The organism is Vibrio breoganii (genome assembly GCF_024346795.1).
GTDB lineage: Bacteria > Pseudomonadota > Gammaproteobacteria > Enterobacterales > Vibrionaceae > Vibrio > Vibrio breoganii.
In genome coordinates this window covers 661566-673403 of the sequence record NZ_AP024864.1, presented here as the reverse complement: position 1 = coordinate 673403, position 11838 = coordinate 661566, and the positions used below count along the sequence as shown (strand labels likewise).

Sequence of the window (11838 nt, the reverse complement as noted above, 5' to 3'; positions counted from 1 at the left end):
GGCCTTTACAAATCAAACGCTAATCAATACTTAGCTGGTTAGGTCATCAAAGAATTTTTTAACTCCGTCGAAGAAGCCTTCAGACTTTGGCTTATGCTTGTTAGCCGCTTCTCCGCCGCAAGACTCTTCAAACTCTTTAAGCAGTTCTTTCTGACGAGCGTTCAGCTTAACTGGCGTCTCAACAACTAGCTTCACGATCAAGTCACCTTGTGGACCGCCACGAACGCCTTTCACACCCTTACTGCGCATACGGAACATACGGCCCGTTTGCGTTTCAGCAGGAACCTTCAGGCTTACACGTCCGTCTAGAGTAGGAACTTCTACTTCGCCACCCAGAGCGGCCATAGTGAAGCTAACTGGAACTTCGCAATACAAGTTGCTGCCGTCACGCTCAAAGATATGGTGCTCTTTAACGTGTACTTGAACATACAGATCGCCCGCAGGAGCGCCGTGTTCACCCGCTTCACCCTCGCCTGATAGGCGGATACGATCGCCCGTATCTACGCCAGCCGGGATCTTAACGTTAAGTGATTTAGTTTTGTGCTTACGACCTTCACCATGACACGAGTCACACGGGTCTTTAATGATTTTGCCTTTACCGTGACAGGTAGGACAGGCTTGCTGTACAGCAAAGAAGCCTTGACGCATTTGAACCTGACCATGACCATGACAGGTGCCACACGTCTGAGCAGAAGAACCTTTCTTCGCGCCCGAACCATCACACACTTCACAGCCTACTAGCGTAGGAACTTCGATCTCTTTTGAGCAACCACGAACCGCTTCTTCAAGGGTCAGTTCCATGTTGTATCGTAGGTCAGCGCCACGTTGTGCGCGCTGTTGACCGCCGCCACGACGGCCGCCACCAAAGATATCACCAAACACATCACCGAAGATGTCGCCAAAATCAGCACCGCCGCCGCCACCAAAGCCGCCGCCGCCCATGCCACCTTGTTCAAAGGCTGCATGACCATACTGGTCGTAGGCTGCGCGTTTTTGAGAGTCAGTAAGGACCTCGTACGCCTCTTTAACCTCTTTAAACTTCTCAGACGCGCCATCGTCACCTTGGTTGCGATCCGGGTGGAACTTCATTGCAAGGCGTTTGTATGCTTTCTTGATATCACGCTCAGAAGCGTCTCGGCTTACGCCCAGTACTTCGTAAAGATCACGTTTAGACATGTGTTTCGTCACCAAATTGTTTACTGCAAGCGGCTTGGCCGCCTAGTGTTTATATCGATATAGATGGAGGTTCTAGGTTCTAGGTTCTAGGTTCTAGGTTCTAGGTTCTAGGTTCTAGGTTCTAGGTTCTAAAAATATCATCTATAGCGACAGCTATTATTACAAACAGAAGGGCGTTAAGGTTTCCCTAAACGCCCATAAGCTACTGTTAGAATAGAAAAAGTTATTTTCTAAACTAGAGCGAGTTATCCATAGAAGGCAGTACCTTCATCGTGAATTCACTCGCTATAGTGTCGAGAATTATTTTTTCTCGTCTTTCACTTCTTCAAACTCAGCATCAACAACATCGTCGTCTTGAGACTGTTGTTGGCCAGCGTCAGCACCTTGTGCTTGCTGTGCTTGAGCTTGCTGTTGAGCAATTTCCATTAGCTTTTGAGCCGCAGTCATTAGCGCTTGAACTTTAGCGTCGATTGCTTCTTTGTCATCACTAGACTTAACTTCTTCTAGCTCAGTGATAGCTGCTTCGATCTTAGTCTTCTCTTCAGCAGGAAGTGCGTCGCCCGCTTCTTCAATTTGCTTGCGAGTACCGTGGATCATTTGGTCAGCTTGGTTGCGTACAGTCACTAACTCTTCGAACTTCTTATCCGCTTCTTTGTTAGCTTCTGCTTCTTGTACCATTTTCTCGATATCGTCGTCGCTTAGACCGCCAGACGCTTGGATAGTGATCTTCTGCTCTTTGTTAGTCTGCTTGTCTTTCGCAGAAACGTGCAGGATACCATCCGCATCAAGGTCGAAGGTTACTTCGATTTGAGGCATACCACGTGGTGCAGGCTGAATGCCTTCTAGGTTAAATTGACCTAGAGATTTGTTGTAAGACGCTTGCTTACGCTCACCTTGAAGAACGTGGATAGTTACCGCGTTCTGGTTGTCTTCTGCTGTAGAGAAAACTTGGTTCGCTTTCGTTGGGATAGTCGTGTTCTTCTCAACTAGCTTAGTCATTACGCCACCCATAGTCTCGATACCTAGAGACAGTGGAGTTACGTCAAGTAGAAGTACGTCAGTTACGTCGCCCGCAAGTACACCACCTTGAACTGCAGCACCCATTGCTACTGCTTCGTCAGGGTTAACGTCTTTACGTGGCTCTTTGCCGAAGAACTCAGTTACCTTAGCTTGAACCATAGGCATACGAGTCTGACCACCTACTAGGATTACGTCAGTGATTTCGCCTACAGATAGGTCAGCATCCGCTAGAGCAACTTTAAGTGGCTCAAGAGAACGTTGAACTAGGTCTTCAACTAGAGCTTCTAGTTTCGCACGCGTTACTTTAACGTTCATGTGCTTAGGACCAGTCGCGTCAGCAGTAACGTAAGGTAGGTTTACGTCAGTTTGAGTAGTAGAAGAAAGCTCAATTTTCGCTTTTTCTGCTGCCTCTTTAACACGCTGCATCGCTAGAGGATCAGCTTTAAGGTCGATACCTTGCTCTTTTTTGAACTCGTCAACCAAGTAGTTGATCATGCGGTTATCGAAGTCTTCACCACCAAGGTGAGTGTCACCGTTAGTTGCTAGAACTTCAAACGTCTTCTCGCCTTCAACTTCGTCGATTTCGATGATAGAGATATCGAATGTACCACCACCAAGGTCGTAAACTGCGATAGTGCGATCGCCACCAGACTTGTCTAGGCCGTATGCTAGAGCAGCAGCTGTTGGTTCGTTGATGATACGCTTAACTTCAAGACCTGCGATACGACCAGCATCTTTAGTTGCTTGACGCTGTGCATCATTAAAGTAAGCAGGAACTGTGATTACAGCGCCAGTTACTTCTTCACCAAGGAAGTCTTCTGCAGTCTTCTTCATTTTCTTAAGAACTTCAGCAGATACTTGAGGAGCAGCCATTTTTTGGCCTTTCGCTTCTACCCATGCATCACCGTTGTCAGCCTTAACAATTTTGTAAGGCATGATTTCGATGTCACGCTGAACTTCTTCGTCTTCAAAACGACGACCGATTAGACGCTTGATTGCAAATAGCGTGTTTTCTGGGTTGGTTACTGCTTGACGTTTAGCAGGTTGGCCAACCAAAGTCTCGCCGTCTGTGTATGCGATTACAGATGCGGTTGTGCGCTCACCTTCCGCGTTTTCGATTACGCGTGGCTTTTCACCGTCTAGAACTGAAACGCATGAGTTAGTTGTACCTAAGTCAATACCAATGATTTTACCCATCAGGCTATCTCCAAAAATTTGATTATTTGTTTCTTTACTACCCCATAAGTGGGGATGCTTAGCTTGGATTCAACCCCAAGCTACAAATTAGTTAGTAGCAGTTAGCTTATGTTTAATTGCTCTGCACCATAGATAGGGTCTGGATTCTTTGTTTCAAGACTTGGGCAGAAAAAAAAACAAAAAAAGAGGCTGAAAACAGCCTCTTTTTAAAACTTGATGCTTTGGACGCTTATTTAGCAACCATTACCATCGCAGGGCGAACCACGCGGCCGTTAAGCTCATAACCCTTCTGCAATACGATAGTTACGGTATTGCTTTCATGATCTGGGCTTTCAACCATAGATACTGCATTGTGCAGTTCAGGGTTAAATGCTTCGCCAACTGGGTTAATTTCCACTAGACCGTTTTTAGAAACAACATCAGTAAATGATTTATGTGTCATTTCGATGCCTTCAAGGAATGGCTTAACCACTTCGTTCTCAGAGTCTGCCGCTTCCATTGCACGCTCTAGGTTATCAATAACCGGTAGCAACTCTTCAGCAAACTTGTTGATCGCAAATTTACGAGCTTTAGATACCTCTTGCTCTGTGCGGCGACGCATGTTCTCAACTTCTGCTTTAGCGCGAATAACGCTGTCTTGCTGTTCTTTAAGGCGCATCTCTGTTTGAAGCAATGCGGCTTCTAGTTGAGCAACCTTAGATTCTTCCACTTCTGCGTCAGTTTCTTCGTTCCACTCGATGTCACCTTCACCACCGATCACTTCAGCTTCTTCAGTCACTTCTTCTGCAACTTGTTCAGCTTCATTGGCCGCTTGTGCTAGTTCTTCTTCATTAATCTTGTTTTCTTTATCGCTCATGATCTCTCCGACGCGGATACGCATATTCCTGAAAGTGCTATTATTTTGACAGAAATGCATCCACAAAAAATTAGCATCTGAATTCAACTTGCCTTTATTATGGGGATCATCGTTTCTGAATCAAGCCTAACCATTTATTTTGGGACTAAAATGAGCAAGCATTTCTCTACAATCGCTATTTTGGGTAAACCTCGCGACATCAGTGCCATCCAGACTCACCATGAGATCTATCATTGGCTTGCTGAAAAAGACTATCGCATTCTTATTGATGACCGACTACAAGAGTTGTTGCCCGAATTAGACGACAAGGTCTTTAGCAACCTAATGCAAATAGGCAAAGAGGCCGACTTAGCTATTGTAGTCGGAGGTGACGGAAACATGCTAGGCGCTGCTCGTGTTCTGTCTAGATTTGATATTTCGGTCATTGGTGTCAACAAGGGCAATCTTGGATTCCTGACCGATTTAGACCCCGATAACTTCAAAGCACCCTTAGAAGAAGTCCTAGACGGCCATTACCTCACAGAACAGCGCTTTCTTTTAGAAACTGAGATACATCGTCACGGTCTGGTAAAAAGCCAAAATGCGGCGCTCAACGAAGCAGTGCTTCACCCTGGTAAAGTGGCTAATATGATTGAGTTCGAGGTGTATATCGACAACTCTTTTGCCTTCTCACAGCGTTCTGACGGCTTGATACTCTCAACGCCAACCGGTTCTACTGCCTACTCTCTCTCTGGCGGTGGTCCAATCCTATCCCCAAGCCTAAACACCATCTCCTTGGTGCCTATGTTTCCTCATACGTTATCAAGCCGTCCGCTAGTAGTGGATGGGAATCGTCGTATTAAGTTGGTATTAGCTCCGGATAACCGTGGCACCCAAGAGGTGAGCTGTGACGGGCAGATTTCATTGCCTGTAGAGCCTGGTGATGAGATACACATTTATCGTAGTGATAATGTACTGCAACTTATCCATCCAAAAGACTACAGCTACTACCATGTACTGCGAGAGAAATTGGGCTGGTCGAGCAAACTTTTTTAAGCCAGCACACAAAAAACAACAAAAATCTATTTGAGTGACTTTACTGTATGTAAAACCAGTATATACTGTTTCCATATACAGTGTTTCATTCTATGGATTTTTGTATGTTAGCTCATCTTAGTGTTAATAATTTCGCCATTGTAAAATCGCTACAAATTGAACTTCAGCCAGGCATGACCACCATTACGGGTGAGACAGGTGCTGGTAAATCTATTGCTATCGACGCCTTAGGTCTGTGCTTGGGAAGCCGCTCTGATTCGGGCATGGTACGCCAAGGTGAAGACAAGGTAGACCTGTGCGCCAGCTTCATGATTGAGAGCAACCTCAGTGCACAACGTTGGCTAGAAGACAACGAACTTACCGATGGTGAGGAATGCATTTTACGTCGAGTTATTGGCAAAGATGGTCGCTCTCGCGCCTTCATTAATGGCAATCCTGTGCCTGTTTCTCAGCTTAAGAGCTTAGGCCAGACACTGGTGAGCATCCATGGGCAACACGCCCACCACCAATTGCTTAAAAAAGAGTATCAACTCACCTTACTCGATCAGTATGCTGGGCATCAAAGCTTACTGAATAATGTTCAAAAGCATTACCAAGCCTGGCGCCAAGCCGATAACACGCTCAAGCAAACCATTCAAAATGGTCAACAAAATCTTGCCCAAAAGCAGCTACTTGAATACCAAATTAAAGAGCTAGATGAATTAGCCCTTCTAGAAAATGAGTTCAGCGAGCTGGAAGACGAACACAAAAAACTATCCAACAGCGGTGAGCTTCTGTCATTAACTCAACAAAGCCTTGATGTGATTAACGACAATGACGATGTTAATGCCATTGCCCTACTGCACAATGTGATACATCAAACCCAGCAATTAGGTGAACTAGACAGCTCCCTTTCAGGCATCAGCGAAATGCTCAACGAAGCCTTGATCCAGATGGAAGAGGCGAGTAGTGAACTGCGTAATTATCTTGATTCCATCGATATGGACCCAATGCGTATGCAGATGGTAGAAGAGCGCTACTCTCGCGTAATGTCCTTGGCTAAAAAGCACTTAGTTTTGCCTGAAGACCTGTATCAGCACCATCAAGATCTGGCAAAGCAAATTGAAGCCCTTGATTGCTCCGATGAACGCATTGAGCAACTTAAAGCTGAAGTAGAACAAGCCCTAGAGAAGTACCTAAAAAGCTCAGAAAAACTGAGCAAGTCGCGCAAGCGCTATGCAAAGGAGCTCAATAAGCTGATCTCTGAAAGCATGCACCAGCTAAGTATGGAAAAGGCACGCTTTGATATCAGTATTAATAACGACCCTAAATATGCATCGCCACTGGGCACTGATGATGTCGAGTACTTAGTCTCGGCTAACCCTGGGCAACCTTTACAGCCATTAGGCAAGGTCGCCTCTGGTGGTGAGCTGTCACGAATCTCTTTGGCGATTCAAGTAATCACTGCACAAAAAGTAGAAACCCCTAGCCTAATCTTCGATGAAGTGGATGTGGGGATCAGCGGTCCAACTGCGGCTGTGGTTGGACAAATGCTGCGCAAACTGGGTGAAAGTACGCAAATCCTGTGTGTGACTCACTTACCGCAAGTCGCCGGTAGTGGCCATCAGCAAATGTTTGTCGCCAAGAAAGCCAAGGGCGGCACCACAGAAACAAGAATGTTTACCCTAAATACAGAGCAACGTGTAGAGGAACTGGCAAGGCTATTAGGAGGAAGTGAGATCACCTCCTCAACATTGGCCAACGCCAAAGAGTTAATGGCAGCCTAAAGGAACTCAAGCTAAATCCGACTGTCTACAGCCATGAAAACACGGGAAATGTCATATTTTGCACAGTCAATAACAGGCAATCCCCACTCTCATGGCTGTTTCTCTATACAAGCTGGCTCAGCTTGTTTATTATCTGCCGAGTTTTATTTAGAAGTTAAAGACCTGATCATATGCAGCTTACAAAATGGTTAATCGCAGTTCCACTGGCACTAACAATGCTATCTGGCTGTGCTTTCTTAGAAAAATTGGTTTATCGAATTGATATTAGCCAAGGCAATTTTGTCGAACAATCTGCAGTAGATCAGCTTCGTATTGGCATGTCGAAAGAACAGGTACGCTATGTTCTAGGCTCACCTATGCTGGTAGAAAACGGTAAGCCAAACAAATGGTATTACATCTATCATTTCACAAAAGGTCATAACGACCCTGAGCAAAAGAACCTTTTCGTGTTCTTTGGCAGTGACGAGCGCCTAGAACGCATCGAAGGTGACTTCAGCGCAGGCCCAGCTTTCAATCAAGCTATTCAGTAACGGCGTCGCAACACCAAACACAAAAAAAGGGGAGCAACATGTGCTCCCCTTTTTATTTCTCTCAATTTATTGCTGCGCGGCTTTTTTCGCTGCTTGTTCGGCTCGTTTACGTCGAATCTCTTTTGGATCGGCCAATAGTGGTCGATATATCTCAATGCGGTCGTTGTCTCTAACCGTTGCATCAAGTTTAACGTTACGGCTAAACACGCCGACCTTATTCTGTTTCAAGTCTATCTCAGGAAACAAGGCTAACAGCCCCGACTGCTCTATGATCTGCTCAACAGTCAGTTCTTTATTTACGACCAGTGCCACTACTCGTTGATCATGCGGCAGTGCATACACCACTTCCACATGAATCATATCGGAATCAATACTCATAACACGGGTACACCTGTTTTGCTCGCTGGGTAAAGGCATTAATCATGTTAGAAGTCAGCTCGTTGAATACCTTACCAAAGGCCATTTCTATCATTCGGCTAGAGAATTCAAATTCAAGCTTCAACTCCACTTTACACGCTCCCTCATCAAGAGGCGTAAAGAACCAACCGCCCTTAAGGTGCTTAAATGGGCCATCAACCAGATTCATTTCAATCGCACGACCAATATGCAATACATTCTTAGTGGTAAAAGTTTTACTGATACCCGCCTTTGAAACATCCACAGAGGCTGTCATCTTTGTATCATCAAAATCATGCACCTGAGAGCCAGAGCATCCAGGTAAAAATTCAGGATATCGCGCGACATCGTTGACCAAATGGAACATTTGTTCAGCGCTAAACGATACCAATGCTGAACGGGTCACCTGCGGCATAACTACTCCTCAACTACTAAATCGCTAATTTTATTGAGCTTTACCCTAAACCGAGTAAAAAGAATTTCCCTATAATAAGGCAATCCGTATAATGGCGCCATTATGGCAAAGAAAAAATCAAAAACCAAAGCGTCTAGTAATACTATCGCGCTGAATAAAAAAGCCCGTCACGAGTACTTTATCGAGGACGAGCTTGAAGCTGGCTTAGAGCTCCAAGGTTGGGAGGTAAAATCTTTACGTCAGGGTAAAGCGAATATCGCTGAAAGCTACGTTTATCTTAAAGATGGCGAGGCCTTCATTAGTGGTATGAGCATTATACCACTTAACCAAGCGTCTACTCATATTGTAGCTAACCCTACTCGTATCCGTAAGCTTCTGCTTTCGCGTCGTGAGCTAGACAACCTTTTCGGTAGCATTAACCGTGATGGCATGACCCTTACAGCATTATCCCTGTACTGGTCGCGTTCATGGGTTAAAATTAAGATAGGTGTCGCTAAGGGTAAGAAATTACACGATAAACGTACCGATCTGAGAGATAAAGACTGGGCGCGCGATAAAGCACGTGTTATGAAGAGTAAACTGCGCTAATATTGAGCATCCAGTAGGCATGGTGCTAGACAGGCTAGTCTTTTCTGGTACTATGCAAGAACACTAGGGGCTGATCTAGGATTCGACGGGAATTCTGAAGTCTGAGGTGCATGTCGTGGGGCGGTTGGCCACGTAAAAAGCCGCAAAAAAATAGTCGCAAACGACGAAAACTACGCACTAGCAGCTTAATAACCTGCTGAGAGCCTCTTTGCCCTAGCTTCCGCTTGTAAGACGGGGAATAACAAAGAGTCAAACCCAAACTAGCTAGATCGGATTCTCCCGCCTGAGAGATGAAGTTCGAAATATAATTCAGGATAGTCATTTACTAGCGTGTCGGTTCGCAGGTACTTGGTGAATTTAAAGATCGACTAAGCATGTAGTACCAATGATGAACGGTTTTCGGACGCGGGTTCAACTCCCGCCAGCTCCACCAATCGATTGGAAAGGGACACCTCAGGGTGTCCCTTTTTTTGCCTATAACACCATAAATAAACCACTTACATTCTTAAGAGTTCTCAAGAGATGTCACTGCATCTTAGGCATTTTGTCCCCCAAAACCTACTGTTGGGGAGCAGAAAATAGTACTAGGCACTTCAAGTGCAGTCGCATACCAAAATCCTCAAACCAAGACCTATAGAAAAAGAATGCTGTTTTTGGATAGGATCGCCTTCCCTTTAAGCGTCCTAAGTAACCTGAAAAATTTCTATTCTCATCCTTGAACAAAGAAGCCCAACAAATTTCAAGATCGTATCTTTCCGCGTTTTGCATCAAAACAAACTCACAAAGCTGTAATTCTTTGAATTTACGCATTATGCATCGGACGTGATTGTTCAGATTACGAGCACATTCTTTCCTTTAATGTTTACTTTTATGTGTTAGGTACCCACGGAAAGCTAAAGATTTCAAATACAATAGTGACAAAGATCACACTAACCATCTAAATTGTACATTTTGAACCGTTGTTTCGATTTTAATCACAGTAATAAATACAATATGAAACTAGAATTTCATTAAATTAAAACAGCGTTTCGAGGTCTATATGGAATACGATTATCTCGTCATCGCAGGCTACTTTGGCCTGATGGTGGCAATCAGTTTGCTTTTCAAAAAAATGGCAAGCAACAGTACTAGTGATTATTTTCGCGGTGGCGGTAAGATGCTTTGGTGGATGGTTGGCGCGACTGCCTTTATGACGCAGTTTAGCGCTTGGACATTTACCGGAGCCGCAGGTAAAGCGTTCAACGATGGTTTCGCTGTATTGGGCGTTTTCATCGGTAATATCCTAGCTTACGTTGTGGCTTATCTATATTTTGCGAAGCGTTATCGTCAAATGCGAGTAGATACCCCTACAGAAGGCATTCGACGTCGATTCGATAATACCAATGAGCAGTTCTTTACCTGGATGATTATTCCACTAAGCATTATTAACGGGGGTGTTTGGCTTAATGGTTTAGGGATATTTGCTTCTGCGGTATTCAATGCAGATATCATGACAACCATTTGGGTCACGGGTCTCGCAGTACTGGCTATCTCTTTATTAAGTGGCGCATGGGGGGTGGTTGCTTCTGACTTTATCCAAACTTTAGTTATCGCAATTATTTCTATTGCCTGTGCGATTGTGGCATTAGTTTATATTGGTGGTCCCGGCGAGATCGTTCGTGAGTTCCCAGAGAACTTTTGGGTTGGTCCGGATATGAACTATCCATTAATGATGGTGTGTGTATTCTTATTCTTTGTAGTGAAACAACTACAAAGTATCAACAACATGCAGGATTCTTACCGCTTCCTGAATGCAAAAGATTCAAAGAATGCTAGTAAAGCGGCACTGATGGCGGGTGTGATGATGCTTACTGGTGCCGTGATCTGGTTTATTCCACCTTGGGTGACAGCTATTGCCTTCCCTGATGCTGCAGCGCAATACCCTGAGTTAGGCGCAAAAGCAAGTGATGCAGTTTATTTGGTTTTTGCTCGTGAAATGATGCCAGTTGGCACTGTTGGTCTATTAATGGCTGGCCTATTTGCTGCAACGATGTCTTCGATGGACTCAGCTCTGAACCGTAACTCTGGCATCTTTGTTCGTAGTTTCTATTCAAATATTGTTCGTAAGGGTAAAGCTTCGGATCGCGAGCTACTTCGCACTGGTCAAGTGGTTTGTTTGGCCAATGGCCTGATGGTTATTTTTATGGCTCAATTCTTCACGTCATTGAAGGAGCTAAGTCTATTTGACTTGATGATGCAAGTGTCAACTCTTCTACAAGGCCCAATTCTAGTTCCTCTATTCTTTGGCATGATTATTCGTAAGACGCCGAAGTGGGCGCCGTGGGCAACAGTTGTCGTCGGTGGTTTTGTTTCATTGTCGGTGGTGAATATTTTTACTCCACAAGTCGTTGGTGGCTGGTTCGGGCTCAATGAGTTAACAGGCCGTGAAGTATCAGAGATGCGTACGATGATCACAATTGCGGCGCACCTATTCATAACTGCAGGCTTCTTCTGGGCAACAACTCTATTTTATAAAGAAGAAGCAGATGTAAACAAAGAGTCTACTGATGCTTTCTTCAGAGATGTTGAAACTGAAGTTATTGAATCTGAAGGTCAAGATATCGTTGACCGTATGCAACGTAACAAGCTTGGCACCCTAGTAATTTACATGGCAGCGGGTCTAACATTGATGGTGTTAATACCAAACCCACTCTGGGGCCGCGTTGTGTTCTTGTGTTGTGCAGCCGCTGTATTTGCTGTGGGCTATGCTCTTAAACGCAGTGCTCGCGTCGATGAAGTACAAGAACTGACTCAACAAACAAACTAATTAAACCCTATTTTTTATAGCAATACTGAGCCACCCTATTAATAGGTGGCTCC

At 44.8% G+C, this 11838-nt stretch carries 10 protein-coding genes and 1 other RNA gene; 6 read left to right on the top strand and 5 right to left on the bottom strand.

The features are described from left to right. Positions 1 to 30 precede the first annotated feature (30 nt). From dnaJ to grpE, 3 genes are all read right to left on the bottom strand, one after another. Positions 31 to 1176: a molecular chaperone DnaJ gene (gene dnaJ, locus OCU35_RS03200; protein WP_017028287.1), complete on the bottom strand. Its 1146-nt coding sequence runs from the start codon at positions 1174 to 1176 to the stop codon at positions 31 to 33. A 300-nt stretch (positions 1177 to 1476) separates the two neighbouring features. Continuing rightward, positions 1477 to 3393, bottom strand: a complete 1917-nt coding sequence (dnaK, locus tag OCU35_RS03195; RefSeq protein ID WP_017028288.1) for a molecular chaperone DnaK — start codon at positions 3391 to 3393, stop codon at positions 1477 to 1479. Positions 3394 to 3622: 229 nt separating this feature from the next. Further along, positions 3623 to 4249, bottom strand: a complete 627-nt coding sequence (grpE, locus tag OCU35_RS03190; protein WP_102321676.1) for a nucleotide exchange factor GrpE — start codon at positions 4247 to 4249, stop codon at positions 3623 to 3625. Positions 4250 to 4399: 150 nt separating this feature from the next. Between grpE and nadK the strand changes: the two genes are divergently transcribed. The 3 genes from nadK to OCU35_RS03175 all read left to right on the top strand — a co-directional run bounded on the left by nadK (position 4400) and on the right by OCU35_RS03175 (position 7580). Beyond that, entirely contained in the window at positions 4400 to 5284 is an 885-nt protein-coding gene (gene nadK / locus OCU35_RS03185; RefSeq protein WP_065210158.1) for an NAD(+) kinase, read from the top strand. Positions 5285 to 5388: 104 nt separating this feature from the next. Continuing rightward, positions 5389 to 7050, top strand: a complete 1662-nt coding sequence (gene recN, locus OCU35_RS03180) for a DNA repair protein RecN (RefSeq protein ID WP_102376366.1) — start codon at positions 5389 to 5391, stop codon at positions 7048 to 7050. A 170-nt stretch (positions 7051 to 7220) separates the two neighbouring features. Next, positions 7221 to 7580, top strand: coding sequence for an outer membrane protein assembly factor BamE (locus OCU35_RS03175; protein ID WP_017032689.1), 360 nt, complete (start codon positions 7221 to 7223; stop codon positions 7578 to 7580). Between the two features lie 66 nt (positions 7581 to 7646). On the opposite strand, the gene OCU35_RS03170 is transcribed toward OCU35_RS03175, so the two are convergent. Together OCU35_RS03170 and OCU35_RS03165 are read right to left on the bottom strand one after the other, a co-directional pair. Continuing rightward, entirely contained in the window at positions 7647 to 7958 is a 312-nt protein-coding gene (locus OCU35_RS03170) for an RnfH family protein (protein WP_017028293.1), read from the bottom strand. Continuing rightward, positions 7948 to 8391 (bottom strand): SRPBCC family protein, encoded by a 444-nt coding sequence (locus OCU35_RS03165; RefSeq protein ID WP_065210161.1) that lies wholly within the window; start codon positions 8389 to 8391, stop codon positions 7948 to 7950. Before OCU35_RS03165 ends, OCU35_RS03170 begins: the two co-directional genes overlap by 11 nt. Positions 8392 to 8493: 102 nt before the next feature. On the opposite strand from OCU35_RS03165, the gene smpB reads away from it, so the two are divergent. From smpB to OCU35_RS03150, 3 genes are all read left to right on the top strand, one after another. Continuing rightward, positions 8494 to 8979: an SsrA-binding protein SmpB gene (smpB, locus tag OCU35_RS03160; protein WP_017028295.1), complete on the top strand. Its 486-nt coding sequence runs from the start codon at positions 8494 to 8496 to the stop codon at positions 8977 to 8979. Positions 8980 to 9045: 66 nt separating this feature from the next. Next, positions 9046 to 9412: a transfer-messenger RNA gene (gene ssrA, locus OCU35_RS03155) on the top strand. A gap of 606 nt (positions 9413 to 10018) precedes the next feature. Beyond that, positions 10019 to 11785, top strand: coding sequence for a sodium:solute symporter family transporter (locus OCU35_RS03150; protein ID WP_261825635.1), 1767 nt, complete (start codon positions 10019 to 10021; stop codon positions 11783 to 11785). The last annotated feature ends 53 nt before the right edge of the window (positions 11786 to 11838 follow it).

Coding starts and splice junctions, on each gene's coding strand:
- dnaK (WP_017028288.1), bottom strand. CDS start 3,393: ATGGGTAAAATCATTGGTATTGACTTAGGTACAACTAACTCATGCGTT.
- OCU35_RS03150 (WP_261825635.1), top strand. CDS start 10,019: ATGGAATACGATTATCTCGTCATCGCAGGCTACTTTGGCCTGATGGTG.
- dnaJ (WP_017028287.1), bottom strand. CDS start 1,176: ATGTCTAAACGTGATCTTTACGAAGTACTGGGCGTAAGCCGAGACGCT.
- grpE (WP_102321676.1), bottom strand. CDS start 4,249: ATGAGCGATAAAGAAAACAAGATTAATGAAGAAGAACTAGCACAAGCG.
- smpB (WP_017028295.1), top strand. CDS start 8,494: ATGGCAAAGAAAAAATCAAAAACCAAAGCGTCTAGTAATACTATCGCG.
- nadK (WP_065210158.1), top strand. CDS start 4,400: ATGAGCAAGCATTTCTCTACAATCGCTATTTTGGGTAAACCTCGCGAC.
- OCU35_RS03170 (WP_017028293.1), bottom strand. CDS start 7,958: ATGAGTATTGATTCCGATATGATTCATGTGGAAGTGGTGTATGCACTG.
- recN (WP_102376366.1), top strand. CDS start 5,389: ATGTTAGCTCATCTTAGTGTTAATAATTTCGCCATTGTAAAATCGCTA.
- OCU35_RS03165 (WP_065210161.1), bottom strand. CDS start 8,391: ATGCCGCAGGTGACCCGTTCAGCATTGGTATCGTTTAGCGCTGAACAA.
- OCU35_RS03175 (WP_017032689.1), top strand. CDS start 7,221: ATGCAGCTTACAAAATGGTTAATCGCAGTTCCACTGGCACTAACAATG.